This window comes from Leptospira idonii (assembly GCF_004770995.1).
GTDB lineage: Bacteria > Spirochaetota > Leptospiria > Leptospirales > Leptospiraceae > Leptospira_A > Leptospira_A idonii.
The window spans coordinates 13,342-40,088 of the sequence record NZ_RQHW01000026.1; the positions used below are offsets into that span (position 1 = coordinate 13,342).

Annotated in this window: 29 protein-coding genes and 1 pseudogene; 15 read left to right on the forward strand and 15 right to left on the reverse strand. The window is 40.7% G+C overall.

Annotation, left to right across the window (positions count from 1 at the left end):
• The first annotated feature begins 56 nt into the window (after positions 1 to 56).
• A complete protein-coding gene (locus tag EHS15_RS06825; protein ID WP_210416312.1) occupies positions 57 to 542 on the forward strand; it encodes an FKBP-type peptidyl-prolyl cis-trans isomerase in 486 nt (161 codons plus the stop codon).
• 268 nt (positions 543 to 810) lie between these two features.
• Complete coding sequence (locus EHS15_RS06830; protein ID WP_135759812.1) at positions 811 to 1,074, forward strand: RNA recognition motif domain-containing protein; 264 nt, start codon at positions 811 to 813, stop codon at positions 1,072 to 1,074.
• 102 nt (positions 1,075 to 1,176) lie between these two features.
• On the opposite strand, the gene EHS15_RS06835 is transcribed toward EHS15_RS06830, so the two are convergent.
• The gene (locus tag EHS15_RS06835) at positions 1,177 to 1,614 is read right to left on the reverse strand and encodes an AAA family ATPase (protein ID WP_135759813.1); all 438 of its coding nucleotides are present in this window, start codon (positions 1,612 to 1,614) and stop codon (positions 1,177 to 1,179) included.
• 127 nt (positions 1,615 to 1,741) lie between these two features.
• Here EHS15_RS06835 and EHS15_RS06840 point away from each other — a divergent pair, with 127 nt between their 5' ends.
• On the forward strand, positions 1,742 to 2,113 hold the full coding sequence (locus EHS15_RS06840) for a hypothetical protein (protein WP_135759814.1): 372 nt from the start codon (positions 1,742 to 1,744) through the stop codon (positions 2,111 to 2,113).
• Positions 2,114 to 2,191: 78 nt separating this feature from the next.
• Here the strand turns inward: EHS15_RS06840 and EHS15_RS06845 are convergent, their stop codons facing one another.
• On the reverse strand, positions 2,192 to 2,668 hold the full coding sequence (locus tag EHS15_RS06845; protein WP_135759815.1) for a hypothetical protein: 477 nt from the start codon (positions 2,666 to 2,668) through the stop codon (positions 2,192 to 2,194).
• Between the two features lie 183 nt (positions 2,669 to 2,851).
• Here EHS15_RS06845 and fumC point away from each other — a divergent pair, with 183 nt between their 5' ends.
• Entirely contained in the window at positions 2,852 to 4,243 is a 1,392-nt protein-coding gene (gene fumC / locus EHS15_RS06850) for a class II fumarate hydratase (RefSeq protein WP_135759816.1), read from the forward strand.
• Between the two features lie 168 nt (positions 4,244 to 4,411).
• On the opposite strand, the gene EHS15_RS06855 is transcribed toward fumC, so the two are convergent.
• Positions 4,412 to 5,008 carry a DUF4136 domain-containing protein gene (locus EHS15_RS06855; protein ID WP_135759817.1) on the reverse strand — a complete coding sequence of 199 codons (597 nt, stop codon included), beginning with the start codon at positions 5,006 to 5,008 and terminating at the stop codon, positions 4,412 to 4,414.
• Positions 5,009 to 5,389: 381 nt separating this feature from the next.
• On the opposite strand from EHS15_RS06855, the gene EHS15_RS06860 reads away from it, so the two are divergent.
• The gene (locus tag EHS15_RS06860) at positions 5,390 to 6,538 is read left to right on the forward strand and encodes a thioredoxin family protein (RefSeq protein ID WP_135759818.1); all 1,149 of its coding nucleotides are present in this window, start codon (positions 5,390 to 5,392) and stop codon (positions 6,536 to 6,538) included.
• Between the two features lie 131 nt (positions 6,539 to 6,669).
• A complete protein-coding gene (locus EHS15_RS06865; RefSeq protein ID WP_167884177.1) occupies positions 6,670 to 7,590 on the forward strand; it encodes an SH3 domain-containing protein in 921 nt (306 codons plus the stop codon).
• Positions 7,591 to 7,611: 21 nt separating this feature from the next.
• Here the strand turns inward: EHS15_RS06865 and EHS15_RS06870 are convergent, their stop codons facing one another.
• The 9 genes and pseudogenes from EHS15_RS06870 to loa22 all read right to left on the reverse strand — a co-directional run bounded on the left by EHS15_RS06870 (position 7,612) and on the right by loa22 (position 13,752).
• A complete protein-coding gene (locus EHS15_RS06870) occupies positions 7,612 to 8,235 on the reverse strand; it encodes a methyltransferase domain-containing protein (RefSeq protein WP_135759820.1) in 624 nt (207 codons plus the stop codon).
• Between the two features lie 55 nt (positions 8,236 to 8,290).
• On the reverse strand, positions 8,291 to 8,887 hold the full coding sequence (locus EHS15_RS06875; protein WP_135759821.1) for a TetR/AcrR family transcriptional regulator: 597 nt from the start codon (positions 8,885 to 8,887) through the stop codon (positions 8,291 to 8,293).
• Between the two features lie 3 nt (positions 8,888 to 8,890).
• Entirely contained in the window at positions 8,891 to 9,889 is a 999-nt protein-coding gene (locus tag EHS15_RS06880; protein ID WP_135759822.1) for an aldo/keto reductase, read from the reverse strand.
• A gap of 180 nt (positions 9,890 to 10,069) precedes the next feature.
• Entirely contained in the window at positions 10,070 to 10,609 is a 540-nt protein-coding gene (locus EHS15_RS06885; protein ID WP_135759823.1) for a dihydrofolate reductase family protein, read from the reverse strand.
• 48 nt (positions 10,610 to 10,657) lie between these two features.
• Positions 10,658 to 11,368 (reverse strand): YwaF family protein, encoded by a 711-nt coding sequence (locus tag EHS15_RS06890; protein WP_135759824.1) that lies wholly within the window; start codon positions 11,366 to 11,368, stop codon positions 10,658 to 10,660.
• 12 nt (positions 11,369 to 11,380) lie between these two features.
• Positions 11,381 to 12,316 carry a Fic family protein gene (locus tag EHS15_RS06895; RefSeq protein WP_135759825.1) on the reverse strand — a complete coding sequence of 312 codons (936 nt, stop codon included), beginning with the start codon at positions 12,314 to 12,316 and terminating at the stop codon, positions 11,381 to 11,383.
• Between the two features lie 165 nt (positions 12,317 to 12,481).
• Positions 12,482 to 12,805 (reverse strand): HigA family addiction module antitoxin, encoded by a 324-nt coding sequence (locus tag EHS15_RS06900; protein ID WP_135759826.1) that lies wholly within the window; start codon positions 12,803 to 12,805, stop codon positions 12,482 to 12,484.
• Positions 12,806 to 12,820: 15 nt separating this feature from the next.
• Positions 12,821 to 12,980, reverse strand: a pseudogene (locus EHS15_RS19330) (type II toxin-antitoxin system RelE/ParE family toxin); the annotation flags it as partial.
• 202 nt (positions 12,981 to 13,182) lie between these two features.
• Complete coding sequence (gene loa22, locus EHS15_RS06905) at positions 13,183 to 13,752, reverse strand: OmpA family outer membrane lipoprotein Loa22 (protein ID WP_135759827.1); 570 nt, start codon at positions 13,750 to 13,752, stop codon at positions 13,183 to 13,185.
• A gap of 59 nt (positions 13,753 to 13,811) precedes the next feature.
• Here loa22 and EHS15_RS06910 point away from each other — a divergent pair, with 59 nt between their 5' ends.
• Genes EHS15_RS06910 through EHS15_RS06925 form a run of 4 tightly spaced genes read left to right on the forward strand, consistent with a single transcriptional unit; the run spans position 13,812 to position 17,598 of the window.
• A complete protein-coding gene (locus tag EHS15_RS06910) occupies positions 13,812 to 14,750 on the forward strand; it encodes an RluA family pseudouridine synthase (RefSeq protein ID WP_135759828.1) in 939 nt (312 codons plus the stop codon).
• Positions 14,751 to 14,757: 7 nt separating this feature from the next.
• Entirely contained in the window at positions 14,758 to 16,239 is a 1,482-nt protein-coding gene (locus tag EHS15_RS06915) for a hypothetical protein (protein WP_135759829.1), read from the forward strand.
• 49 nt (positions 16,240 to 16,288) lie between these two features.
• Positions 16,289 to 17,035 carry a TerC family protein gene (locus EHS15_RS06920; protein WP_135759830.1) on the forward strand — a complete coding sequence of 249 codons (747 nt, stop codon included), beginning with the start codon at positions 16,289 to 16,291 and terminating at the stop codon, positions 17,033 to 17,035.
• The gene (locus EHS15_RS06925) at positions 17,035 to 17,598 is read left to right on the forward strand and encodes a DUF1569 domain-containing protein (protein WP_135759831.1); all 564 of its coding nucleotides are present in this window, start codon (positions 17,035 to 17,037) and stop codon (positions 17,596 to 17,598) included. Before EHS15_RS06920 ends, EHS15_RS06925 begins: the two co-directional genes overlap by 1 nt.
• A gap of 6 nt (positions 17,599 to 17,604) precedes the next feature.
• Here the strand turns inward: EHS15_RS06925 and EHS15_RS06930 are convergent, their stop codons facing one another.
• A complete protein-coding gene (locus EHS15_RS06930) occupies positions 17,605 to 19,869 on the reverse strand; it encodes a hybrid sensor histidine kinase/response regulator (protein WP_167884178.1) in 2,265 nt (754 codons plus the stop codon).
• A gap of 156 nt (positions 19,870 to 20,025) precedes the next feature.
• Between EHS15_RS06930 and EHS15_RS06935 the strand changes: the two genes are divergently transcribed.
• Genes EHS15_RS06935 through EHS15_RS06950 form a run of 4 tightly spaced genes read left to right on the forward strand, consistent with a single transcriptional unit; the run spans position 20,026 to position 23,167 of the window.
• Positions 20,026 to 20,622 carry a response regulator gene (locus EHS15_RS06935; protein WP_135759833.1) on the forward strand — a complete coding sequence of 199 codons (597 nt, stop codon included), beginning with the start codon at positions 20,026 to 20,028 and terminating at the stop codon, positions 20,620 to 20,622.
• A gap of 45 nt (positions 20,623 to 20,667) precedes the next feature.
• The gene (locus EHS15_RS06940) at positions 20,668 to 21,180 is read left to right on the forward strand and encodes a SixA phosphatase family protein (protein WP_135759834.1); all 513 of its coding nucleotides are present in this window, start codon (positions 20,668 to 20,670) and stop codon (positions 21,178 to 21,180) included.
• Positions 21,177 to 21,695, forward strand: coding sequence for a hypoxanthine phosphoribosyltransferase (gene hpt / locus EHS15_RS06945; protein ID WP_135759835.1), 519 nt, complete (start codon positions 21,177 to 21,179; stop codon positions 21,693 to 21,695). The genes EHS15_RS06940 and hpt overlap by 4 nt, the downstream gene beginning before the upstream one ends.
• Positions 21,696 to 21,706: 11 nt before the next feature.
• Entirely contained in the window at positions 21,707 to 23,167 is a 1,461-nt protein-coding gene (locus EHS15_RS06950; protein WP_135759836.1) for an adenylate/guanylate cyclase domain-containing protein, read from the forward strand.
• Here EHS15_RS06950 and EHS15_RS06955 read toward each other — a convergent pair.
• The gene (locus EHS15_RS06955; RefSeq protein WP_246051925.1) at positions 23,154 to 24,098 is read right to left on the reverse strand and encodes a phosphate ABC transporter substrate-binding protein; all 945 of its coding nucleotides are present in this window, start codon (positions 24,096 to 24,098) and stop codon (positions 23,154 to 23,156) included. The two genes, EHS15_RS06950 and EHS15_RS06955, sit on opposite strands and share 14 nt — an antisense overlap.
• A 77-nt stretch (positions 24,099 to 24,175) precedes the next feature.
• On the opposite strand from EHS15_RS06955, the gene EHS15_RS06960 reads away from it, so the two are divergent.
• Entirely contained in the window at positions 24,176 to 25,432 is a 1,257-nt protein-coding gene (locus EHS15_RS06960; protein ID WP_246051924.1) for an OmpA family protein, read from the forward strand.
• Positions 25,433 to 25,437: 5 nt separating this feature from the next.
• Here EHS15_RS06960 and EHS15_RS06965 read toward each other — a convergent pair whose 3' ends face one another.
• Complete coding sequence (locus EHS15_RS06965; protein ID WP_135759838.1) at positions 25,438 to 26,706, reverse strand: lysophospholipid acyltransferase family protein; 1,269 nt, start codon at positions 26,704 to 26,706, stop codon at positions 25,438 to 25,440.
• Positions 26,707 to 26,747: the final 41 nt, after the last annotated feature.

A 26,747-nucleotide genomic window follows, 5' to 3' on the forward strand; every position in this document is an offset into this window, starting at 1 on the left:
GTACCAATCTTTTATTCGGTTGCAGTTTTTTTTTCGATTGGTAGTTTGTAATCAAGATGTCAAATTCAATCACTAAAGGAAAGGTTGTCGGATTTTCCTACCACCTAAAAAACTCCCAGGGCGCGACTCTGGACCAATCAGACGAACCGTTATTATACCTACACGGATGGCAGAATATTATCCCTGGTTTAGAAAAAGAGCTGGAAGGCCTTGTTGAAAACAATTCTAAACAAGTGGTTGTTTCTCCGGAAGATGGTTATGGGACATATGATGAATCTCTTGTGTTCCAAGTTCCTAAAGCGGAGCTACCACCGGAAGCGGAACTGGAAATCGGAATGGAATTCCAAACGGACACTGCGGACGGACGAATGGTTCTCTACTTACAAGAAGTTCGTGAAGCGGATGTCATTTTGAATGGCAATCACCCGTTAGCTGGAGAGACTCTTCATTTCGACGTGACCATCAAATCGATTCGCGAAGCCACTAAAGAAGAAATTCAACATGGGCATGTGCATGGACCGGGCGGACATCATCATCACTGATCCGTGTTCAAAAAAAATTCTTTGCAACCCTCTCTGAATCTTTCTTTCCTATTGCAATTTCCAATGCGGGAATTTAAACTGGTAGAAGATTCAGAGTATTGTTGATTTTTTACCGCCGAAGTAGTCCTTTCTAGCTTGCACGCCGATAGCTTTGTCTTACGTTCCTTGCATTCCTCTGGAGTTCCTACCAATCCCATTTACCATTGGGCCATCCGTCGTTATCAAATCGGAATTTCCGAGTCCAAAAACAAAATTTGGAGACACTAATATGTCAGTAAACATCTATGTTGGTAACCTTTCTTACGATATGACCGAAGGAAAACTCGGCGAACTTTTCGGAGCACATGGTGCTGTAACTTCCGCTAAAATCATCACGGACCAATACTCCGGAAGATCTAAAGGTTTCGGATTCATCGAAATGAAAGATGCACAAGAAGCAGACAATGCGATCAAAGATCTAAACGGAAAGAACGTTCTTAACCGTGAGATGAAAGTAAACATCGCAAAACCAAAAACAAACAACTGGAGATAATCTCTCCTACCTTCTTGTTGCAGAGTGTCCTTTGTGGTACCTGCAACAAGGAATTGCCTTCTACTCTCTCCACTGCTACCTCAATTTCTCTTCTCCCTTCCTTTATTTCTCTCTCAATCTTTCCGGCAAAAGTTCCACTTGATAACCCAAAGCCATCTTCTTCATCTGATCATCCGTAATTCCGTGAATGTTTTCTCCTTCATGCCGATTTTCTAAAGTCATTGTGAAAACTGTGTAATCGTACTCGGAAGCGAGCAGGAAGTAAGGTTTCATTTCCCATTCCATCGTAAACGTATTGTCTACGAAAATCTTAGGTACCACATTTTCCATGGCAGATCGTGTGTCCGATTCACAAGCCCGATAAGCCAAATGATTTTCCTGATAACGAAATTCATAGATCCCTGTAATCGGATCCGTAAAATAACGATCTACGGAAAAGACGGGATATTTTCCATCTTCGGAAAGTATCTTCGCCAAACTGCTTTTCCCGCTTCCCGGTAGGCCTCTTAAAAGAATCAAAGTTTTCAAATCGTTTCCCATCGCTTCTTCCTATATTAGGAGTCGTTCTCAAATAGAATCATTTTTTTTGATCCTAGTTTCGGGAAAACAATCGATAAATAAATCCCCGGAAAAAGGATGAAGTCATATAGAAAAGGAAAGGTTCTTTATGTCTTATCAAATCTACAAACTCATGCACATGTTAGGAATATTCTTATTATTCCTATCTTTGGGAGGAGTGGCTCTCTTTACCATCAACGGAGGAACAAAATCTACGAATAAATGGAAATCCATCGCCGCAATCACACACGGTCTGGCATTGGTTCTGCTTCTTGTTGCCGGTTTCGGAATGATGGCTCGATTGGGAATTCCTCACGGTTCTTGGCCGGGTTGGGTATATGCAAAGATCGTCGTTTGGCTTACGTTTGGTGGTTTGCTGGCAGTAGTATATAGAAAACCTGCAATTGCAAAAGTTCTATGGGTGGGCTTTCCTTTACTAGGAGTTTGTGCCGCTTATTTGGCGATTTATAAACCGTTTTAATTCGTTCTTTTAATGCTTTGATAAAGACATGCGATCGAAAAGAATCGCATGTCTTTTACGCTCAGATCGAAATGGAAATTATCCGATCGATCGTTTTAGCTTTTGTTTCAGGGATTTATTGGAAGCTTCCAATTTAGAAATTGTTTTTTCATTGGAAGAAATTTGAGAAAGGATCGCTTGGATTTTTCCGGCAAAACCAACTCCTGCATTCACTCGCCCTTTTTTACCGGCAGCTTTTTTAGCCGTTTTTCGAGGACTTCTCTTCTTACCTTTCTTAGCGGAAACTTTCCTTTTTTTCACAGCCGATTTTCTCTTCTTCTTAGCCGGTTTGGATTTCTTCGCCTTAGGAGCGGTTCCATCCTGCTTTTGCCAGTTGATCAAAGTTAGTACGGATACTCCGTATTGAGCAGCTGCTGCGGATTGACCGCCTCTTCCGTTCTTTTCGTTGTAATCTTCGATGAATTTTAAGATCTCTTTTTTTTGAGACGCATCATAACGAACTCCGCCAGACCCTTTTCCCGATTTCTTTTCTGGTTGTGTTTCTTTGTTTCCCAATGGCTTTTCCTTTGTTTCTTACTGTCTCTTTCTATCTATATCGTGCAAAAAGACCAAAGACTATATTAGATTTCCTAAATGATCGAACAAGTTAAAAAACCTTTCTTCTTTTTCCGTTTTTCCTTTCCATAATCATTTATTCTATAAAATAGGAACCGTAAATAAACTTAAATCAGAGGATTTATGAGCACTAGAAAAGAATCAGACTCTATGGGCGAAATAGAAGTTGAATCCAGTAAATACTGGGGAGCCCAAACGGAAAGGTCGCTTCACCATTTCAAAATCGGAGGAGATCGTTTTCCCAGAGAAATGATTCGAGCCTTCGGAATTCTAAAAAAATCCGCAGCCATCGTAAATCACGAGTTAGGCATTCTTGCTGCAGATAAAAAAGACCTCATCCTCAAAGCGGCGGACGAAGTCATCGCAGGGAAATTAGACGATCATTTTCCTTTGGTGGTTTGGCAAACAGGTTCCGGCACTCAAACGAACATGAACGTGAACGAAGTCATTTCCAACCGCGCTATCGAAATGGCAGGAGGAGTGATGGGTTCCAAAAAACCGATCCATCCGAACGACGACGTAAACAAAGCACAAAGCTCCAACGATACTTTTCCTACAGCAATGCATATCGCTGCAGGAGAACAATTGGTACACAAACTCATTCCTGCACTTAAAACTCTTCGTGCCACCTTACAAAAAAAATCGGAAGCCTTCCAAAATGTGATCAAAATCGGAAGAACCCACTTACAGGATGCAACTCCTCTCACACTCGGACAAGAATTTTCAGGTTACGTACAACAATTGACCTACGGAATCGAAAGAGTAGAAAGAACACTTCCTTCCGTTTACAGACTCGCATTAGGTGGAACTGCAGTAGGAACAGGACTCAACACCCATCCTGAATTTGCCGTAAAAGGTGCAGCAGCCATTGCCAAAGAAACAGGACTTCCTTTCGTCACTGCGGAAAATAAATTCGAAGCGCTTGCCGCCCACGATTCTCTTGTGGAAGTCAGCGGAGTTTTGAAAACGATCGCAGCTTCTCTTATGAAAATAGCAAACGACATTCGATGGCTCGCTTCCGGCCCTCGCTGCGGGATCGGTGAAATCACCATTCCTGAAAACGAACCAGGATCTTCGATTATGCCTGGTAAGGTGAACCCTACTCAATCCGAAGCGATGACGATGGTAGCGGCTCAAGTGATCGGAAACGATGTGGCAGTGAACGTGGGAGGATCTTCCGGAAACTTCGAATTGAACGTTTTCAAACCGGTGATCATCTTCAACGTTTTGAATTCGATTCGACTTCTTGCGGATGCAGCGATTTCCTTCGAAGAACATTGTGCCAGAGGAATCGAACCGAACCAAGAGAACATTCAATACAACTTGAACAACTCACTGATGTTAGTGACTGCTCTCAATCCTCATATCGGTTACGACAACGCAGCGAAAATCGCAAAAACGGCACACAAAAACAATTCCACTCTCAAAGAAACAGGAATTCAATTGGGGCTTCTCACTGCAGAACAATTCGACCAGTGGGTGCGTCCGGAAGATATGATTTCTCCGAAGCTGTAACAAGAATTTAACGAAAACCCGTTCGTATGATTTCCATCAGAACGGACGGGTGAAATGTATAACTGTGGGCGCCTCGCACCGGTTTTAAAACAGCAGTTTTTCTTTAAACCGCGATCAGGCTCTCACTCGACGGGGGCGCTCGTTCGATCCTTGGCGCAACACCTTATCTCAGTTACAAGTCCAATCCACTTCAGGAAATTGTTTTCGAATCTCGGAAGTTTCATCGTCCCCTCGAAAGAAAGAACGTTTTCGATTCAGAAAAGATTTCGGATACTGATCTAAAACGGAAACAATCAACTCGGGAACAGTAACGATGATCTCGGAACATGAATTTTCTTCGTTCGATTCTCCATGCCAAAGGATGTTCTCTTTCGTATCCAAAAAACGAACGGAAAACATTTTGTTGTATATCTCCGTAGAATACACATTCGCACTCGAATATCCATATCCGAAATAATACGGATAACCTCCATAAGGTCCTGAAGTTTGAGTGACCACTCTCTTCCATTCCCCCGCCCCCTTCACGGAATAACGAAAAGAAATATAAAAGTCGGGAGAGGATGTATTTTCCTTAAACCCCATTTTTTGTAATCGATAACGAATCACTTTCGAGATGAAATCCGCTTTGATATCGTTCGGATCTACTTGAAACGCAAAACTTCCTTTCTCAGGAGCTTGGTTGTTTTTGGTATCCGTTCTAGTGGCAATCGTAGTGCAATTCTTCAGAAATAAAATGAGGATCAGAAAGAAGATGAACCGGTTCATATATCCTATCCATGTATTCTCTAAATCATTTGACTTCAGCCGAACTCTTTTTGACAGGAAGAGGCGTCTTTTCTATAGGAGGAAAAGATTTCGTTTTTTATAACAGGTAGAACAAAAGATTCTTCTCCTGTTTCGAATTTGATATCGGTCAACTCTACAAAACGATTGTAGAAACTGCCATGGATCGATGTCTCTGAAACGAAAGCGCAAAATACCATTGTTTATATAGAAAGCACGACCTTTCAATCTTGAGTGGCAAATCCTTATATTCGCATCTCATTTACATATTTCATTCATCAGACTCTTTTATTTTTTTAAAAAATCGTATATTTCCCATTGACAAAAATATTTTTTTGCGTAAATTCTCGCCCGAGGTATTTTATGAAGGTCATCCACGACAAATACAAAGCGTTTGCTCTTTTTTCCATCTTTCTATCCACTTCCTTATTGGCTCAAACAGAGAGTTCTTTTCAAGTTCAGCCTGCCAGCCTAGAAATCAAATCGGGAGGAAACGCAGATATCAGTGTAGATGTTTTCGTACCGGAAGATAAACACTTATATGTGAAAAAAGTTTCCGCACTCAGCTTCAATATTCCCACAGAATTTTCCACGAAAACCAAAGGTTTCAGCGTCATCATAAAAGAAGCACCTTCTTCCGAGAAAAAAGGAGAAGATTACATTCTCCCCGGAAAAGGTTCTACAAAAGCGGGAACTTATGTACTCACCGTTTTTGAAACAGGAGGAAGAAACGCATCCAAATTGGCAACTAACGTAGCTTTGGAAATCAAAACCCAATGGTGCATCACTGCATCCGAAAAATGTCTGGAACCGAAAACGATCAAAAAGAACATCAGCATCACTGTTTCCGGAGACAAACAAGCTTCCCCTGGAGTTAAGTCCAGAAGTGTGGGAGGTGGAGTGCAATGGATCAGCTCCCTCAACACTGCTAAGTCGAATGCGGCAAATTCCAAACAAAACATTTTCGCCATCGTTACTGCTCCTGAATGGTGCGGTTACTGCCAACATTTAGAAACGGAAGTGTTCGCAAAAGACTCTGTCATCAAAACGTTAAATTCAAAGTTCATCCCCTTACAAGTATTAGATACGAGCGGCGACTTGAATAAATTCAAATTCGAAGGGTATCCTACCATGTTCATCATGGATTCCAAAGGAAAGTTCATTCTGTCCGATTTTGCAGGAAGCGACGAAAAAAGTTTTCTTGCTGCAATCAAAAAATACGAATCTTCCGCAACTACGGATAATAATTCCCCTTTGCCGTCCACAATCAACATAGAAGCGTCTTCTTTTAGTTATGTGATTAAACAAAAAGTAAGCTTCCAAAGAAACGCAGACGGATCCTGGACACAATCATCTGGAAGCGAGGCGAGCAAACTTACAGAGATTCGAAGAGATGAAAACTTCATCATAGTTAGAAACGATAAAGATTCTCAAACCTATGCACTTCCCGCCAAAGGAAAAAAAGCATACATTTTAAAAAACAGTCAATGGGAACTTTTAGATACGGAATAATTTAAATTCAGATGAACAAAAGAGACGGGATATATAAAAATCCCGTCTCTAAAACAAACCCCAATAGAACAATTTTAAGAAAACACTTGTTAATATTCATGACAAGATCAATCCTTATCGTAAGGTCGAAAGTGAAATATCCAATTCTAATCATTCTGCTTATTCTTTTTACATTTTGCAAAGAACAAGCCTCGAATAAAAAAACTGAAAACAATACTGAATATCTTTTAGTTTCAGCGAAACCTTATATCAACATTAGAAAACAACCTAACCAAAATTCCGAAAAAATAGGGAAAATTGAATATGGTAAGATCGTCTCCGTTATCGAAAAATCTACTATTTCAGAAACAATTGATTCTAAAACCGGATTCTGGGTTAAAGTCAATCATAACGGTACTACCGGATGGGTTTTCGATGCATTTCTGGCAAAATCAATCAACTACTTTGATCTCTTCAAAGCCATTGTCAAAACTGTACCTTCTCCAAACAAAGATTATACTCTTGTAATAAAATCAAAAGAAGAAGGAAATGAAAAATGCGACGAAAATTTTAATGTACATTCTTGCATTTTTGCAGTCTTTAAAGGAGCAAAACAAGTCTCGGAACCAATCGATGAAATTTATCCAAATGTTTGGGAAACAAATACCTCAATTTTAGCTTCATCCAACTACAACGATGGCGATTATCAAGAAATTGAATTTTTTAGATTAAGAGCTGAAAATAATTTTAAAAAAGAAAGTCTACTTGCATATACGACTTTTTTACACAGTAACGAACCTACTCATATCGCCCCTCAGCACTATATCGATGGTTTTGATAAACTTGAAATCGTTTGTAAAGATGAAGATTGTATCTATTTTCTGACCCCTATTGATTCCAAAATGATATTAATTGAAAAGATTGTTTCTGATAAAAGAATAAAAATACATGAAATTGAAGACAAAATAAATTATAATTTAATCGCAGACCCGGATCGAATTTTATTTAAAGATAGTTCGAAGCTCTATACGATACGTTTTCATGACAATGCTCCCATAGAATTACTTAAATAAAACAAAAGACATTCTGTTAGATCAGATACGAAGTTTCTCCCAAACTTCCAACTCATCCGAACTGCTTCCGATTTTTCGAATCCTTTTGAAATCGGAAGGCATCCTTCCTCCGAATCCGTAATAAGTAATGATTTTAGTTCCCGGCTTCAATTCCTTGAATTTTTCCTTCAATCGAATCAGATTCTGAACGTACAACATAGAAGACTTCGGCAAACTCTCATCAATCGAATGTCTACCGGTCATTTGCTCATACAAAGGATTAAAACAATATACATGAGAATATAAGGAAATATCAAAATTTAAAAAATCTCTTTGTAAAAATTTCAAGTGACCGATATCTAATTTCTTTTTCCAAAAATCCGCAAATTGAAACAGCTCTTTTCGAATTTCCACTCCCGTCACAGGGAATGAATTCCACAAAGACAATAGGATGGCGAGTTTACCCGGACCCGATCCTAGATCGACAAAGGAAGTTACCTTTTCCGTTTTTAGATACTCTGAAATAGATTTAATGACGGACACGGAAGTCCATTGGTAAGGAGAAAGAAGGCGAAGAGGTTCCGGTAGAATGAGATCGAAATCATCATCGGTAATGTTTTTAACATTGGTTATTTTCTCTTTCCAAAGAGAAACATCGTCTTTCATTCGATCCGGTCCAACCTTAAAGAAATGTCATGAAGCGATTCCCGAATCCATCACATCAAGATCCTCCTGCACCGCTCCAAAGAGTTTCCAACACTTGTTTCAGTAATTTTTCCCTTTTCTCAGTTAGATGCTGATACACTAACTTAGGATGGTGGAATCCAACCGTTGATTCGAAAAAAACTTTTTCCAAAGAAGAAGCAGATTCTCCTTGGATCGATTTCTCATCCAAAGCTTTCCGCAGAATCCCTTCCAATTGTCTGTGCATTTCGTTCACATGTTTGATTACGAAAGTTTTTTTTGCTTCTGCGGCGTTATCGAACGCTTTGTATAATTCCGGATCTGTTTGCACTTTTTCCTTTTTCAATTGATGAAAAAGAAGAAACCATTCCCAAAGAAGATCTTTCGCACTCTTCTTCTTTTCAGTGACCTTTAAAAGCGCCTCATCCATTCGAAGCAGCCAACGTTCCGAAACGGAATCGAGAAGTGCCGACTTATCCGGAAAATGTTTGTACAAGGCGACATGGCTCACATCCAAATCCTTAGCAATGTCCACCAATCTGAATTTATCAAAACCGTGCCGACGAATTCTTTCTTCGGCGGCATCGGTCGCTTTTTCCCGAATCTCTTCCGGGCTGAGTCCCGTTCTAGGCATACTTCAATGAACTACATGAGCCATTCCCTGTGAAGGATATCTTTCTCCCGAAATCGCATTTTCGTGAAAAATGGAAGCAAGCTCTGTCAACTCTTCCGCACTCAAACGAATCTCCGCAGCCTTTAGATTCTCCGCTAATCGGGATCTTTTGGAAGTGCCGATCAAAGTCAAAATATCATCTCCCTGACCTGCGACCCAAGCAAGAGCTATCTGAGAAGGAGTTGCCCCTTTTCGATCCGCAAATCTTTTCAATACGGAAACAACTTCGTTATTCTTTGTTAGATTGTCGGAAGAGAAACGAGGGGAAAAAGAACGAAAATCTCCTGCCGCCAAACTTCCATTTATTGTTCCTGACAAAAGACCTCTCGACAAAGCACCGTAAGCAACAAGTGCGATTCCCAGTTCTCTCAGAGTAGGAAGAATTTTTGTTTCCGCAATTCTTGTAGCTAGGGAGTATTCGATCTCTAAAGCGGAAACAGGATGCACTTTATGAGCCCTTCGAATCAAATCGGAAGAAGTTTCGGAAAGTCCCAGAAAACGCACTTTACCGTCCTGGATCAATTCGGAGATAGCACCTACGGTCTCTTCGATGGGAACATTCGGATCCGGGCGGGAAGGCTGATACAAATCGATGTAGTCCGTGCCTAATCTTTGTAAGGAGTAAGTCACAAAGTTTTTTACCGCCTGAGGACGAAGATCATAACCTAAAAATTCTCCCTTATGCGTACGAATGGCACCGAATTTCACGCTGATAAAAAACTGATCCCTCTTTCCTTTGATCGCTTCTCTCAATAGAAGTTCGTTATGCCCCATCCCGTAAAAATCTCCAGTATTGAAAAAGTTGATCCCTGCTTCCAAAGCGGCATGAATCGTGGCCACACTTTCCTCATCGTCTCTGGTCTCTTTCGATCCGTAAAAATCGGACATACCCATGCAACCCAATCCGTATCGAGAGACAAGAGGACCTCCTTTCCCCAAACTGATTTTATCTAACTGACCCATATGGAACCTCCAAAAGTTACATATTATTTATTTTGTAATTTGTAACTATTTAGACAAATCTTTTCTCGTTTTGGAGGGCGCCTCGCATCTTTTTTTTAGAAAAAATCATTTCCTGGCCACGACCAGGTACTTCGCTGGAATCAAATGCTTAACGGCGAAACATGTTTTGCCCTGTTTCGCTTACACTTCGTAGATCAATTGCACAACCCCGGATCTGAAAACATTGGTTTTGGCCAGTTTCAATCCCAACGGCTGTTTTAAATCTTCGAATAAAGGTTTTCCGCTTCCTAAAGCGATCGGGTGTACTGAAATTCTATAGGTGTCGATCAGACCCAAATGGATAAAGGTTTTGATTAAGCTGGCTCCACCATAAAGCCAAATATCTTTTCCCTCTTGTTTTTTAATCTCTGTTATATGGTTTTGTATGTCGGAAGTTATGAAGGTTGCATTTTCGTCCTGCCTGTCTTGACCGGAGAAAACATATTTTTTCTTGGAATGGACTCCTTTCCATAACGACTGTTCTGCCGGGCTGGCGTTTGCATCCGGTTGAAAATTTCCCCATGCATCATAACTGACTCTTCCGTAGAATATCGTGTCAATGGTAGATAAAAAACCGTCGAAGTTCATATCGTCGTCCATGATGCACCAATCGATTTCTCCGTTCGGGCCTTCAATGAATCCGTCTAAGGTTGCTGCTAGATCTAAGATGATTTTTTTCATTTTCTTGTTATCACATAAAGTCTGATTGTGAGTCAAGATTTACGGAAGTTATTTGAGCGAAAACTTTGCATCCTCCTTTCTGTTTTGAAAATAAAAAGGTAAGTACAATAAAGTGAATACGAAGACGCCCAAAACCTGCAATACCAAAAGATAATAAGGCCATGGACCGAAGTGATCCATCAAAGAAGCGGCATTCGGTTTGTTCATGGTATATCCGTAGTTCCCACCTAATATAGAATTGACTAGGAATGCGATGATGAAATAAATTTGCGCATAGATGACTGCTCTGGCAACGGCCCATTTTCTAGGATAAAGCTGCAATCCGAATACGATGTACAAAGATCCTAAAACCAATCCTGAATGAGCGATGAAGAAGATGAAAAAATAAATATGAGGATAGGAGACTTGTAAATCGGGAGTGATGACTCCGTTGATGGAACCGGCCATTACCCAAAAATAGGAAAGTTCTGCAAACAGCCTGCTCCCGGTAAAAAGTGCCAAAGCGGTAACAATCATAGACCAATTGCAGAATTCCATAGGCAGATCGTATCTGATTTCCCAGTAACCTGAATCTATCCTGTAAATTACATAAGCGATATAGTTCAAAAGCAAAGCGGCCCCGATCCAATATCCTATCTTTTTCTGAATCGGTTTTCCTTTGTTTTTTCTTCCTATGTAAGTAAACAGCAGTATAGAAGAAAATGTTAAGATGAGAATCCCTATATGCATAGGGGACCAATGTTGGAACCTTTGGCTCACGATTTAATTCTCCTATTTATTTTTTTTGAGATTCACTTCGTCCAGGTAAGTTTCAATCGCCTGAATGGTAGTCATCCAATTTCTTTCAAATTTGACGGAGGAAAGTTTACCGGTCCGAGCAAGTAGAGAAAGATACTCTAAAGAATAGTCACAGTGTTTCGTAGCTTCTTTTAAAGTAATGTAGCCCTGTTTGTTTTGCGATGAATCCGGTTTGAGTGAATTCAAATAAATGATTAAAGATCTTTCAATGGACTTACCTACAAAATCAAGAAAACCGGAAGTTTTCCCATTATCCGCTTCCCTGAGAACTCTATAATATTTTTTTCTATCAAGATGAAGAATGACTGCTGGCGGGTATCCTTCTTGCATTAAAATTAAATTCATAAATAAACGAGCAGTTCTGCCATTTCCATCAATAAATGGATGAATAAAAACAAGCTTATAATGAAACCAAGCAGCAAGTTCCGGAATAGATAATTTTTTATAATTATGAAAATACCATTGAATTAATTCTTCAATTAAGTTATAAACTTTAGCAGAACTCGGAGGGATATGTGAAGCTCCCGTGATACGAACATTAGTTCTTCTAAAAACGCCAGCTTCCTCATCATCGATGTTCTTTAAAATGATACCATGAATTTCACGAATTAAGTTTAAAGAAAGGGAAGTCTTTTTTTTGATCACTTTTTCGATAGAATCGATTCCTTCTTTGTGATTGATGACTTCGAAATGTTCTCTAAGGCTCTTATTTCCAATAGTGATCCCTTGTCTTAAAACTAGATCTGTTTCCTGTAAACTAAGAGTATTTCCTTCAATGGCATTTGAATTGTAGGTCCATTCTAAATAAAATTGTTCCCTAAGTTTATCTACAATTGCCTTAGGAAGTGGTCTCAATCGATCGAGTTCCCTTTTTTTACCCTCAATACTTTTCAGTAGTTTGACATTCATATCGGATACCTGTATATTGACCCGATCCGATATAACTGTCAAATCATTAACTCAAGAGTATTTTGAATTAAACTCAATGCAATGAATCAGATTCTCAATCCTCCGTATTGAATTCGCAAAAGGGATTGAAATGAAATCTTTGGTTCATCTTTTCTGTTTTTATATTTAAGCTACGGATTTAGTTTTCTTTTGTTTATGCTCTTTCTTTTTGATTTCTTTAATTTTTGCCTTCAACTTATGTTCTTCCAACCTAATGTCAAAATCGTTTTGAAGCCCGATCCAAAAGAGAGGATTTAACTCAAAGAATTTTCCCAATTTAATAGAAATCGCAGCAGTAATGCTTCTTTTCCCATTAATGATTTCAGATATATTTGATTCAGGAATTCCAGTTTCTTTTGCTAGGCGATATGCGGAAATTTCTAAAGGAGTGAGAAATTCTTCTGCAAGAATCTCACCGGGATGAACATTGATAAAAACATCTTTCTTCATAAACTTACTCCTTATTTAATGATAATCGATAATCTCGACATCTAAAGCGTTTCCCTCTAAAAATCGAAAACAAATTCGCCACTGGTCATTGATCGCAATATTGACCTTTTCTATCACCTGCAAGAGAATGAAGTTTATTTGATGGAGGCACTTTTAATTCTTTCAGATCTTTAACACCCATTCGCAAAAGGGATTGCAGCGAAAATCCTGCGGGAGCAAAGCTCCCGCAGATTGGAGCGGAAAGCCCGGCTCTATGAACCGTTAGGTGAATAGAGTTTGCCCGAATTTTAAAACCGAAAGAAATATTTTTGGAAAGAGAAGAAAAGCCCGCCCGTCGCAACAGAATTGTTACGCGGACAGTGCTTAGGAGGGAAATCTTATTTAGAGATAACTTGGAAAGTCACTCGGCGGTTGATTCCGTCGTTCTCTGCAAAACCGGAAATCGGTGCAGAAGAACCTGCTGCTTTTGTGCTGATTCTGGAAGCAGGAATACCTTGTTTTACCAACGCATCTTTCACTGCATCGGCACGGATTTGTGAGTAATATCCGTTTCCTTTTTTACCGCCTTCCGCTTCTTCCGGTCCGGATGCATCCGCGTGACCGATGATTTGGAGAAGGTAATCTTCAGGAAGTTTTCCTAGAGCTTCTTTGATATAAGCAATGTTATCTTTTGCCCAAGTTCCGAAGTCTTCTTTCAGAACGTCCGCTTGTTTGTAGCTGAACCCTCTTCTTCTCACTCCGTCCGGATAACGATAATCTTTTAATGCCGTGTTGATTTCATCCAAAAGAACCAAATTCATGTCGCGAGAAGAGACAGTGTTTGTAGAATTGGATGCAGTGGATGTATTTTCTGGCTGCGCTTCTTGCTTAGGTTCTGCAGAAGAACAATTGGAATAAGCGAGCGAAATACCAGCGATGAGGATAAGAGTAAAAATTCCTTTTTTCATCAGTTGACCTACCTTTCAGAGTCCATAGTTTAGTTCTTTTCATTAGATAACAACCGAAAATGCAAATATTTGTAACCGTTTCAGAAGAATACGACCAATCCCGTATCGATGTCTTTCTCAAAGAGAATGCAGGAGAAGATTTATCCCGTTCTACAGTCCAAAAATGGATCGACTCCGGGTTTGTCAGCAATGCCTCTACACAAGAAACCATCAGTAAAAACGGACATAGAGTTTCCAAAGACGAAAGATATTCCGTTCAAATCGTCTCCAAAGCAGCTTCTCGCTTAGAACCAATTCCTATGGATATCCCTATTCTTTACGAAGAAGAGGAATTTATGATCATCCATAAAAAACCCGGGATCGCCTGCCACAGCGGTCCGGGGGACGACCAACCTTCTCTGGTCAACGGACTGCTCCATCAATTCAAATCACTTTCTTCCGTAGGAGGAGAAAGAAGACCCGGCATCGTACACAGGTTAGATAAACCCACGGAAGGAGTTTTGGTCATCGCAAAATCAGACAGGGCGCATGCTTCCTTGTCCAAACTTTTCCAAGACAGATTAGTGGACAAAACTTACTATGCTTGGGTTCTGCAAGCTCCCGTAGAAGCGGAAGGAAAAATCCGTCTTCCTATTGGACGCCATCCCGTAGATCGAATCAAAATGTGTGTCCGTGAAGACGGAAGAGATGCGATCACGAATTATAAAACGGAAAAAATCATCCAAACCCAAACAGGAAGAAAATATTCCTTTCTGACGGTAGGGATCGAAACAGGACGGACTCATCAAATCAGAGTCCACTTACAAAAATTAGGTTGTCCTGTCGTAGGAGACAGCCTATACTCTCGTTCGGCGAAAGATTATGCGCAATTCGGTCTGCTTTTATTCGCAGGAAGAATCGTATTCCCTCATCCTTTTGTTCCCGGAAAACAAATCGATGTCTCTTTGGATCTTCCGGAACGTTTTAGAATTTTTGAAAAGAAGTGTGTGAGTTATTAGGAGTGGGATGAGATTCTTATTCCGCCTACTGATTCATTTTCTAATTTTTTATCTACTCTATCCCTCCTGGGAAAAGATAGAATCGTATCATTTCGGAGTCGTTACCAACAGCGACGCTTTGTATCCCTATCTGTTTGCGAAAGAATTTTGGACCTCTCCCGAAATTCTTTCCGGATGGACCTTTCCTCCTTCCAATTGTTTTTTTCCGGATGTTCTTTTTTTCATCGCAGGTTATTACTTTACTTCGGATGTTTTGGTTTTACATGCCTCTTTCGCTTTTTTCGTTTTTGTCACTACTTCTTATTTTCTAAATATTTTCGGGCTCAGTAAATTTCTTTCCTTAACGGGATCGATCGCCTTTTTGAAATTAGGTGAAATGTTCCCCGATTCCTGGGGGCAGTTTTATCTTCCCACATTCCATGCTACTGAATTCTTTCTTGTCTTTTGTTTTTTGGTTCTTCTGAAAAAGGACAAAATGAACCGATTTTGGTTCGTAGCTCTTTTCGGTTCCCTTCTGGGGCTTTCTCTTTTTTCAGAACTTTGGTTTTTGGTTCATTCCGGTTTGATCCTTCTTGCATTCTTTCTGTTTTCGGGAAAACACACCTTCGCTAAAATCGCAGCATCGCTCCTCTTCGGATTTTTAATTTACAAACTCATCTTTGTTTCCTTTCAAAAATACGGATTTTTAGTGTATCTTCCTCGGCAATTTCCCGCAAAAGATTTGATTTTGAAAGGAATCAACGAACTTCGATTAGATCCTTTTTCTAAAATCAATCTTCTCTTCTCGCAAAAAACGGATCTGCCTCTTTATAAATATTTTTTTCCGGCATATCTGATTTTATCTTTTCTATTTCTGGTTTCGTTTTTCAGGAATCTGCATCTCTCCCGAAAGGAAGAAAAAAAATCCAATCGCCCGGAACTATTGTATTTCTGCATCGTTCCTTTGTTGAGTTTAGTTTTTCTAATCCTTGTTAGTATCGAATTCAATGCGAGATACATATATGCGCTTCCACTTGCTTGTTTCGTTTTGTTCTTTTCCCTTTTAAAACGGCTCAAACCCGTCTATTGGGCTTTCTCTTGGATTCTATTGATAGGAATTCTGCTCCCTTCCCATCGTTACTTTCCGGATCCGGTAACGCAAAACTTCATTCAAACGGGAAAAGAAATGAGAAAAGAAAGATTAGAATGCATCTCGCTTGCCTGGGAAAAATGGGGAAAACTTCCGGGTGCTTCCTACTACTGGCCTGTCAAATTCAGTTATGCGTTTTCGAAAGAACCGATCCGACTCGTTCCCTTTACTCCGGACGGAATTTATTATCCTTGGGTGCACAATCGAAACTGGGAGAAAGATTTAACTTCCTTGGAACCGAAATTTTTTTCCTGGGCGGTGGCGGACAAAAAAGATAAAGTTTGGAACTTAAAAATCAAAGATACCCTTCCCTGTTCTCATTGGGATGCAGTTGGGTTTTTCCCCTCTTCCGATTTTTGAGTGGATTTTGTAATCCGATTTCCGATATTTGCGGTCAAAGGATACCACCATGGTTGCACTCATCACCGATCCCTCCGTTTGGGCCGCTCTTTTCACTTTGACAGGTTTGGAAATTGTTCTGGGAATCGATAATATCATCTTCATTTCCATCCTATCTTCCCGACTTCCCAAAACCAAACAAAAGAATGCGAGACAAATCGGACTCATACTAGCAATGGTTACCCGAATCCTGCTTTTGTTTTCCCTTTCTTTGATTATGAAACTGACTTTTCCTTTGTTTTCCGTTCTAGGTCATGAAGTCAGCGGAAGAGATTTAATCCTTATATTAGGCGGTCTTTTCCTCATCGCAAAATCCACTACTGAGATTCATCATAAACTGGAAGGAGAATCGGACACACTGGAAAACCCAGGTAAAAAAGTTTCCTTCACAAAAGTCATCATTCAGATTATGATTTTGGACATAGTGTTCTCTTTGGATTCCGTCATCACTGCGGTAGGAATGACGGACCAATTGGGAATCATGATCGCTGCGGTCGTGATCTCTGTCGGTTTTATGCTTCTTGCCAGCGGAAAGATCTCGGACTTCGTAGATCGCCACCCTACCATCAAAATATTGGCACTCAGCTTTTTGATTCTGATCGGACTTGCTCTACTCGGAGAAGGTTGGGACTTTCATATTCCTAAAGGATACATCTATTTCGCTATGGCCTTTTCCGTGATTGTGGAATTCTTGAATATGAAACTGAGAGACAACTCGGAAAAACCTGTAGTTTTAAAAGGAAAATTTGAAGACTGATGAAACGATCCGACTTTTTAACCAAACTGGGAGCAAGTTTTGCTCTCTTATTTCCCGTTGTTGCAAAGGCACAACCTATGTTCTCCTCGAATGAAGAATTGAACGAAAAATTAAAATCTTTGCAAAACCTAAAAGATGTTTCCGAGTTCCTAACTGCCTGCGAATCGGGAAAGGTAACATTGAAGATCCAAGGAGAATGGTCTCTCGGAAAAGTATTCACTCACTGTGCGCAAAGCATTGAATATTCGTTAAACGGTTTTCCCGATATGAAGTCTGCGGTGTTTCGAGGCACTGTGGGTTCCGTAGCATTTTCCGTTTTTTCTCTCAGAGGAAAAATGAGCCACGGATTGGAAGATCCCATTCCTGGAGCTTACGACATTTCCAATTCCATAGAAGGGAAAGCGGGAATCCAAACCTTACAAAAATACATCGATTTGTTTCAAAAAACGGAATCGAAAGATTTAAAACCTCATTTCGCCTATGGTCAGTTAGATAAAGAAGAATTCGACACGGCTCACACTCTTCATATCAAAAACCATTTCGAAAGAATCTCCCTGGCGTAAGTTGGATCACTTCAAAACGGATTCGATCAATTCCACGAGCTGTTCTTTACGGAACAGCTTGGAAACATACATCTCCGCATAACCCGCGATCCCCTCTTCCTCCAGAAATTTTTTCCCTCCTGAAAAAGGAGCCGCAGAACTAACCAAAATAACAGGGATTTTACTGCTTCCTTTTCTGCCTTCCCATTCGTGTAAAAAAGAAACTCCGTCCATAATCGGCATCTCCTTGTCCGTAACGATGATAGCGGGAAGAATGCGGCTCAAATGATCCAAAGCCTCTTCTCCGTTTCTCGCTTCGATCACGATCCATTTATTACGACGCAGTTCCTCCGCCAATTCGGCACGGAAACTGTCCGAATCATCCACAAGCAGAATGGATTTGGTGCTGTTGGACAACATCACTTCGAATCTGGAACCGGCACCTAACTCACTTTTAACTCTAAGTTTGCTGAAATGGGCTTCCAAAATATTCTGACAAAGTTTCAAACCGAGTCCGGTTCCCAGCTCTCCGTGAGTTCCCGGATGGCTTTTGGAAGCGGCATCACCTAACACTTTTGAAATTTGTTCCTCGTCCATTCCGATTCCGTAGTCCCTGACTTCTACGGAGATCCAATCTCCTTTGACGGTTTGTACCACATCGATCTTGGATTTGGGATGGGAATATTTGATGGAATTGGTCAGAAGATTTTTAAAGACTTCTTCGAGAAGAGCTCTGTCTGCAATTAAGGAAACATCGTGACTAAGCTTAAAATTGATTTGAATGTCTTTCACTGCGGCGATGGGCTCTATGGCGTGAAATACATCGCTCAAAAGATTTTGAATGGAAAACTGTGTCTGCTGCAGACGAATCCCTTCGGAATCGAACCGGCTCACATCTAACAACTGCTTTAGCATTCTAAGAGAGTTTTGAATTCCTTCCTTACATAAATGCAAAAACCTTTTTTTCTCCATATCCGGCATGGATTCGAAATTGAAACGAACCACATCCAAAATCTGGTTCACTCCGTTCAAAGGAGATCTTAGATCGTGGGAGATCAAAGAAACGAAGTTCGCCTTCCAACGATTCGCCTTTTCCAATTCGGAAGTTCTTTCCTTCACCTTCTCTTCCAAATCTTCCTTACTGCGAATGAGTTCTCTGGAAATATCTTCCTCTCTTCTGAAGATATGAATGATGGAGCGAGTGAGGATGATGGTTTGAGGGATCAGAAAAGGAACAAGCGAATAAGCACCTGCGGGTCGTAAGCCGGGGATATAATTCGCAAAATAAAGCAGATCGAAAGTAGCGCCGCCGCAGGCGGCCAAAAAACTGAAGAGATATAAAACGCTGTTCTTTTGTTTTGTCGCGACCGCATACAAAGAAAAACAAACACCGATAAACATAAAGAAGACGGAAACCATCTCCAAATAATGGGAAATACCGACAGTATAAGCGATGGGAAAGAATATTGTTATGATGGCCGCAATACTTGCATAACCGATGAGGATGTTCAAAATCCAATGCAGTTTTCTGGAGAGAAAAAGATGATAAAGAACACTTCCTCCTGTGTACAAATTGATCGGAAGCCAAAACTTGGAGAAACGAATGAGAGGAACGCACCATTCGTCCGAGAAAGCATTGAATAAAATTCTGGATTCGGTCAGAGTAAAGAGCATCATCACGATTCCCAAATAAAGAAGACCCAAATAGAAGGATGCGATCTCCGCTTTACGAAGCCAATAGATCCCGAAATGATACACTGCCAAAATCACAAGCAGTATGATGATGAACCAATCCGAAACCAAAGTATTGGAAGCATCTTGATACATCCCTGAAATGCTTCCTACACGAATCAGTTCCTTCATCCCTGCAATGCGATGCGTATAATTGGAGATATGAATTTGAATCTGGATGATTTGATTTTTTCTTTTTAAAGGAAAAATATGAGTATGATAGGAAGGTTTGTGCAAAGAAGGATCTTCTGCCACTTTTCCGTTTTCATGGATCAGTTCTCCATCAATGTACAAACGATAGGCGGTATGAAGCACGGGAACGGCCAGAGCCAAATCTTCTTTCGTATCGGGAAGTTTGAGATCCAGCCGGTAAGTTGCCCATCCGAAGCTGGGAAGGTTCTCTCCGTCTAAAACGATTTTGGTCCAATGATTGGAAGACGTAGCAAATACCACGGAAGAAGGATCTTCCTCTTTCGGGTCCAGGAATTGTTTCCAAAAGAATCTCCAATCTCCCCTCAATTCCAGGCGGTCCTTGGATATGTTCCAATTTTCAGCATCCAAAAATCCCTTTTGAGCCAGGGGTTGCGTTTCTGTATACCCGCAGGAAACGACAAATAGTACGGAAAATAGTAGAAAGAAGCGATCAGTGTTAAAAATAGCTTTCCATCGGCTATATCGTCTTATACGTTGATTCATAAATCTCATTTAGAAGCGCACGTGGAACCAATCAAAATTACAATTCTTGAAGACCATTCCGTTGTAACAGAAGGAATCATAGCTGTTCTGAAATCCAATCCTTTCTTCCCAATTGCGGGAGAATTTCGAACAGCAAACGAGCTATTTTTGTTTTTACAAGCGAACGCTGCAGATTTATTGATTTTAGACATCGATTTACCGGATAGAAGCGGTCTGGATGTCCTCAAGGAAGTAAAAGAAAAATACCCGAAAATGAAGGTAATTATCTTTTCTCTTCATGGAAGCAGAGTGTATGTAGAAGAAGCAATTAAGTCCAAAGTGGACGGATATATGCTGAAATCCGATCCTATTTCCCATCTGCCTTCCGTCATTCAGACAGTGATGAGAGGAGAAAAATACATTTCGGACGGAGTCAGCAAAGAGACCCTTCCCTTTTCCCCATTCCAAGTAGAAATTTTAAACCTTCTCGTACAGGGACTTTCTCAAAACGAGGTGGCCGATAAAATTCAAAAATCCAGAAAAACGGTAGAGTACCATTTGAATCAAATGAGAACCAAGTTTTCCTGCAAAAACAATAACGAACTCATTTCCAAATACGAAAAAGAAATACAAAAATAGCTTTCTAGTCACATCTTATCTGCCCTATAAAGATAAGATTGATCTATGAAACACATCTATCTGCTCAGGCATGCCAAATCGGAATGGGACGAACCGTACCAAACGGATGAGGAAAGAGGTTTGGCCGAAAGGGGAAAAAAGCAAACGAAGGCGCTTCGTTCGTTTCTGCACGACTATGAAATCGATGTAGATCTGGCATTCGTCTCTCCTGCGGAGAGAACGAAAAGAACCTACCAGGCTCTGAGAAAAGAAATCCTGCGACTGCCCAAACCCGATTTTAAAGAAGCAATCTATGAAGCGGAAGAAGATGATCTTCTATTTTTACTTCACGGAGTTCCCGATTCCGTACGTTCCGTAATGATCGTAGGTCATAATCCTGGTTTGGAAAGTTTTGCGAATGCGGCATTGTATGGAGCACCCGATCCTTCTCGTTTTCATAAATTCCCTACCGCCAGTTTTTTAGGTCTAACATGCGACAAAGATTCCTGGAAAGAATTAACTTGGGGAAGTTGTTTGTTGAATGTTTTTTGGATTCCAGGCAGGCTTGGTAAAGAATGAAAGCTTTGTATTCGGAAGAAAGAATTCACGCAAGAGTCGACGAGTTGGGCAGAGAGATTTCCAGAGACTTTTTAGGAAAGGATCTGGTTCTCATAGGAGTTCTCAACGGGGGATTTATTTTTACCGCAGACTTATGCAGAAGCATAGCGATCCCTCATGAAGTCGATTTTATAGGGGCCTCCTCCTACGGAGATTCCACTTCTTCCGATAGCAATATAGTATATACAAAAACTCTAAAACGATCCATCAAAGGAAAACACGTTCTCATCGTAGAAGATATCGTCGATACGGGAAGAACTCTCGAATTTTTAGTGAAGGATCTTCAAAAACAAGAACCTAAGGAATTGAGAATCGCCGCTTTATTTTGGAAAAAAGAAAAAGCGAATCCGAATCTTACGGTTCATTATCCAGGCTTTGACATTCAGGATGATTTTTTAGTAGGATACGGATTGGATTATGCAGGGATGTATAGAAATCTTCCTTTCGTAGGCTCTTTGGAAGAGGCAGATCGTTAAGAGACTCATACATGAAGAATGCAATCCTCCGTCAAAAATTCTCCACTCTTTCCACCTTTCCCATATTAAATCCGAAAGTTTTGCAAAAAGCGGAAAGGCTCATCGCAGATTCAGACGAATGGAAACTGTTTCGAATCAATCCCATCCAATTTGCGAAAGAGAACGGAATCGATGAAAAAGAAAGTTTGGATTTTTTCGTACACGGAGCCAAAGTAGGACTATTTAATTTCGCATACAATATGTTATGCCCTCTTTGCGGAGGAATCGTTCACACACATCACAAACTGGATGAAATTCAAAGAAAAGATTTTCATTGTGTGGCTTGTAACCTAATCATTCCTACTGCATTGGACGACCAAGTGGAAGTCGCTTTCGAACTCCATCCTTCCCTCTTGGAAACTACGATCGATCCGTTCCTTTCCATAGAAAATTATTATCGTTTCTATTTCTCGGATAACTACGATAAATCGGAAGAACTTAAGTCTTGGGTCACAAATATGATCAAACACTTTCAAGTTTTGGAACCGGACGCATTTTTCGAATTCGATAGGGAACTTACCATGGAAGGGGATATGGGAAAAATCCTGCAGATCGTTTCCATCGATAGAAACACCGCTTGTTTTTTTCATGCAGATCCGAGCGTAGGAACTTCCGATAAAAACCAAGTGGTGGATCTTTTGGAATCGGGGTTCCAACCGAAAAACAAGTCTTTGGTGCCGGGAAAATATCATTTTTCCGTTCACAATAGAACCCGCTGGAAAGTAGGAATTCAAATCATGACTCCTAATCCGGAACGTTTGACGGAAATCGTAAAAGAACATCCTACAAAGATACTGCCTTTTCTTTCCGCAAAGATGTTACTCAACAATCAGTCGTTTCGGGAATTGTTCCGCATTCATAAACTTTCTCCCGATCTGAATTTGAATGTGAAATCCCTCACCATCATGTTCACGGACCTAAGAGGATCAACGGAGATGTACGACAAAGCGGGAGATATCTTCGCTTATAGACTCGTTCAAGAACATTTCCATATTCTGACGGAAACCGTAAGAGATTACAAAGGAGCCATCGTAAAAACGATGGGAGATGCGATTATGGCAACCTTCTCCACTCCCATCGAAGGGTTTTTGGCTTCTTTGGATATGTTGGAAAAGATAAGAAAGATGAACGAATCTTGGAAGTCGGAAGGATACGAAATCGGACTCAAAGTAGGATTGAACGAAGGTTCGGCGCTGGCAGTGGTCAACGACGAAAGATTGGATTATTTCGGACAGTCCGTAAACATTGCCGCCAGAGTTCAAGGTTTGGCCAACTCGGGAGAAATTTGGATTTCAGAATCGGTTTGGGATTCTCCCGGAACGAAAGAGAAGGCGGAAGATTCCGGTTATTCCATCGAAAAACATTCCGCACGGCTGAAGGGAGTGGGAACCCCCGCAACCGTATTCAAATTATATAAGACTAATGTTGGTTAGGCTCTGAGGAAACTTCCACTTCAGGAAGACTTGCTCTCAAATAACCTGCTTTTAAAACAGCGGACTGACCTTTTTCACTGGTAAGGAAACTGATGAAAGCGTCGATTTTATCCCCTTGATCCGTTTTATAAATAGCGAACAATTCTCTCGCCAAACGATACTTTCGATCGTAAACGTTTCTTACGGAAGGGCTTACAGAAGGATCTTTCGCAGTTCTTGCATAATCCAAAGATTTGATTTTTTCTCCGTGATCCACAAGGGCACTTCCCATTCCCATATAACCGATCGCAGACGGGTTTGTTTCGATAAAAGCGGCCATCTCAGCATTGTCTTTCACGATCTTTGCAGTGGAAACGAAATCGGCTGATTTATTTTTTTCGAATTCGTCGATTCCCAAATCTTTTCTTTTGAGGATGTGATTTTCGAAATAATCCTGCGTACCGGATTTATCGTTTCTAATTACGATTTGAATCGGGGAGTCGCTGCCGCCTAACTCTTTCCAGTTTTTGATTTTGCCAGAAAATATTTCGGACACTTGTATTAGATGCAGTTGTTTGACTGGGTTTGCAGGATTCACTACAAGCGCTACTCCATCGTAAGCCACTCTGATTTTTTCCAAGTTTCCCGTTTTTCTCAAATCATCGAATTCGTTTTGGTTCAAGTCTCTGGAAGATACTGCGATGTCTATGTCACCTTTACGCAAACGATCGATTCCCGACTCGGAACCTCCTCCTTCTACGGATACTTTGATATCGGAGGTGTTTTTTTCGTATTCGGAACCGATGTATCTCATCATTGCGTTCATCGTTTCGGAACCGGCGATCTTTAAGTTTTGTTTCTCTTTACAGGCAGAGAAAATCATTGTAATCAAAATGTAACAGAGTATGATGAGGTTTTTCATGATTAGAATGGGGATGAAGGAAAATCGCATCTTCGTCAATCTGAAAAAGAATCCTTTTTTTATTTAGTCCCGTTTACTTTTTTGAATTTCCCCCGATGTACTTAAATGTGAAACAAAACTACTCCCTGCTTCTATCCGCACTTTTGAGTTTCCCCTTGTTGGCAGCTCCGCAAGAATCGGTTCTGCTTCAATGGAAATGGAATGGGAATCAGGTTTTGGAACTCAATGAATACCATGATGTTTTGTTTCGAGTGGGTGCGAGATCCGTTGTTCGGGAAGATAAAAACCGAGTCGTCTTAAAAACCACCAAATGTGATTCCCAACTTTGCAACGTAGACGCCTTTTTCGATACTTACATTCGTTTCGGAAAAACGGAAGGACCTTTCCGCAAAGATAAAGAATTTCAATCCAACTTCATCATCTACCGAAACGGTAAATACGAAGTATCCGACGAATATGTGATGCCCAATTTAAGAAGTTTTCCTTCTTTCCCGGAAACCAATGTGAACTCAGGAGATTCTTGGAAAATCCCTGCCGAGGAATCTTTCGATTTTCCGGGAGACAGAATCAAAGTCGCAGTGGAGCCAGAATATTTCTATCATGGAAAATCTAACTGGACTTATGCGAATTATAAAGGATTTTCGGATAAGATCACATATACGTATCCCATCTATTACGATTCCATTTCCAAACGAAAGGGAGCTGCGAACGTACCTAATAAAATATTCGGATTCGCCAGGGGCACAGTTTTCTTCAATGCGGAAAAAGGAATTCCGGAATACAAAGAAGTCAAACTTTCTTATACTTTCATTTTGCCGGATGGAACCGTCCAAGAAGCGAACTTTCATATCCACGGAGTTTATTCCTCTCGCAAAAGTCTAAATGCATCCGAGAAAGAACAATTTAAAGAGAACATCTTACAAGACTTAATCGTAGGATACGATCCCATCACGGGAGGAAAACTTTCCGACGAAGGCGAGAAAGATCCTGCCATTTCCGTTCGTTCTACGGAGGACGGAGTCACCTTCTCTTTGGATTCCATTCTTTTCGATTTCAACGATTCCAAATTGAAACCGGAAGCGGAAGAAACGGTAAAAAGAATCGCCTCGATCCTGAAAAAATATCCTGAGAGAGAAATTAGAGTTTCGGGACACACGGACAATATAGGGAAAAAGGATTACAATCTCAAACTTTCGGAAGACAGAGCCAAATCCGTATTACATTCGCTAGTGGAACAGAACGGTTTGGATGAAAAACGGATTTCTTTCAGAGGATACGGAGACGAAAAACCAGTCGCTCCCAACGACTCGGAAGCGAACAGAGCGAAAAACAGAAGAGTGGAAATTACGATCGTTCTCGATTAGTTCAACTAACCGATATTAATATCCAGACCTACGGAATAAGGAGGAACGATCGGTTCCGAAATTCCTTTTCCTTTTTCCACAAGGGATTCCATCTGTCTGCGGATCTCTACCATAAGAGAACTGATTCCTTCCTTTTTGTTCGATTGATAAGTTCGAAAAAAAGGTGTGATGGAAAAAGCGGGAGTGATGAGGACATGGGCTTTTCTAGCACGGAACTCAGTCTTTCCAAACACATGTTTTTCGAAGCTGTAGATCCACTCGATGAGTCTCTCTGCCGAAGGCCATTGAATCAAGTTTTTAGGTTTTGTGATTAGAAAGGTGTATGCAGTGTCGACCAATTGTCTGGCACGTTTGATGTTCTGAGGGCTCAAATCTTTAGGAGTGGAAGGGAGAGGCATTCCCGCTTCCAAACTGTCCAAAGAAGTGAATAGGTCTCTGATCTTTTGGATGGCATGATCCGTATCGTGGAATTTAACGTTTAAGATGGCACCTGCCTGATTGAGTGCAGTATGTCTGGCACGACCTAATCTGTAATCGAAATCCTTTCCTTCGATATCGATCTTAGGAACGCCTAACTCATATTCGGTTTCTTCCAATAAAACTCTTCCTACAGTCAGGAAACGTCTGAGTAAGGTTCTTCCACCGGGATAAATTTTTAATTTCTTTTCGATCCTTTGCAGAGAAGATTCGATCTCGCTCAAGATGCTGTCTCTGTTTCCTGAAATTTTATATTTCACAAAACTAGGTTGGATGAACAGATCCGCAGTAGGATCTTTCTTCAATGCCTCTTCCAATCCTGCAAAGGCAAGATTGGCAAGCCCCGGCATAAAAGGAACCAGGTTGTCGTTTTCTCCGGACAACATTCCTTCGGGATACATCACCAATTTTCCATCGGATTCGGAAAGAATGTTCTTCGCCATTTTCACGGCTTCTCTATCCCCTCCTCCGCTTAATACGGAAAAGGCGCCTACTCTTTTGATGATTTCTCCGACCAACCCGTATCCCCAGTTGAAGATATTGCGGGAAGCCATATAACTGAATCGTGTGCCGATTTGGTTGGCCACATAATAAGCTATAGCCGGTTCCGCATCGGAAGGATGATTGGAAAGATAAACGACTCTTTTGTTTCGTAAGTCTCTGAGTTGTCTTTCTTCCTCTCTGCTGATCTCCACTCCGTCCAAATTGAACAATAATTTAGAAAATATAGGAAACCCGAGATCGAGGGTCCATGCGACAGGAAATTCAAAAGAGGGAGGAATAAAGGATGATTTCATACTTTGTCTAGATAGAATCGACAAAGATGTTTTGCTTTTCT

Coding starts and splice junctions, on each gene's coding strand:
- EHS15_RS06875 (WP_135759821.1), bottom strand. CDS start 8,887: ATGCCTAGAACGGGACTCAGCCCGGAAGAGATTCGGGAAAAAGCGACC.
- EHS15_RS06870 (WP_135759820.1), bottom strand. CDS start 8,235: ATGAAAGACGATGTTTCTCTTTGGAAAGAGAAAATAACCAATGTTAAA.
- EHS15_RS06830 (WP_135759812.1), top strand. CDS start 811: ATGTCAGTAAACATCTATGTTGGTAACCTTTCTTACGATATGACCGAA.
- EHS15_RS06955 (WP_246051925.1), bottom strand. CDS start 24,098: ATGCGATTTTCCTTCATCCCCATTCTAATCATGAAAAACCTCATCATA.
- fumC (WP_135759816.1), top strand. CDS start 2,852: ATGAGCACTAGAAAAGAATCAGACTCTATGGGCGAAATAGAAGTTGAA.
- EHS15_RS06895 (WP_135759825.1), bottom strand. CDS start 12,316: ATGAATGTCAAACTACTGAAAAGTATTGAGGGTAAAAAAAGGGAACTC.
- EHS15_RS06880 (WP_135759822.1), bottom strand. CDS start 9,889: ATGGGTCAGTTAGATAAAATCAGTTTGGGGAAAGGAGGTCCTCTTGTC.
- loa22 (WP_135759827.1), bottom strand. CDS start 13,752: ATGAAAAAAGGAATTTTTACTCTTATCCTCATCGCTGGTATTTCGCTC.
- EHS15_RS06885 (WP_135759823.1), bottom strand. CDS start 10,609: ATGAAAAAAATCATCTTAGATCTAGCAGCAACCTTAGACGGATTCATT.
- EHS15_RS06855 (WP_135759817.1), bottom strand. CDS start 5,008: ATGAACCGGTTCATCTTCTTTCTGATCCTCATTTTATTTCTGAAGAAT.
- EHS15_RS06950 (WP_135759836.1), top strand. CDS start 21,707: ATGAAGAATGCAATCCTCCGTCAAAAATTCTCCACTCTTTCCACCTTT.
- EHS15_RS06835 (WP_135759813.1), bottom strand. CDS start 1,614: ATGGGAAACGATTTGAAAACTTTGATTCTTTTAAGAGGCCTACCGGGA.
- EHS15_RS06965 (WP_135759838.1), bottom strand. CDS start 26,706: ATGAAATCATCCTTTATTCCTCCCTCTTTTGAATTTCCTGTCGCATGG.
- hpt (WP_135759835.1), top strand. CDS start 21,177: ATGAAAGCTTTGTATTCGGAAGAAAGAATTCACGCAAGAGTCGACGAG.
- EHS15_RS06910 (WP_135759828.1), top strand. CDS start 13,812: ATGCAAATATTTGTAACCGTTTCAGAAGAATACGACCAATCCCGTATC.
- EHS15_RS06840 (WP_135759814.1), top strand. CDS start 1,742: ATGTCTTATCAAATCTACAAACTCATGCACATGTTAGGAATATTCTTA.
- EHS15_RS06920 (WP_135759830.1), top strand. CDS start 16,289: ATGGTTGCACTCATCACCGATCCCTCCGTTTGGGCCGCTCTTTTCACT.
- EHS15_RS06940 (WP_135759834.1), top strand. CDS start 20,668: ATGAAACACATCTATCTGCTCAGGCATGCCAAATCGGAATGGGACGAA.
- EHS15_RS06825 (WP_210416312.1), top strand. CDS start 57: ATGTCAAATTCAATCACTAAAGGAAAGGTTGTCGGATTTTCCTACCAC.
- EHS15_RS06925 (WP_135759831.1), top strand. CDS start 17,035: ATGAAACGATCCGACTTTTTAACCAAACTGGGAGCAAGTTTTGCTCTC.
- EHS15_RS06900 (WP_135759826.1), bottom strand. CDS start 12,805: ATGAAGAAAGATGTTTTTATCAATGTTCATCCCGGTGAGATTCTTGCA.
- EHS15_RS06860 (WP_135759818.1), top strand. CDS start 5,390: ATGAAGGTCATCCACGACAAATACAAAGCGTTTGCTCTTTTTTCCATC.
- EHS15_RS06915 (WP_135759829.1), top strand. CDS start 14,758: ATGAGATTCTTATTCCGCCTACTGATTCATTTTCTAATTTTTTATCTA.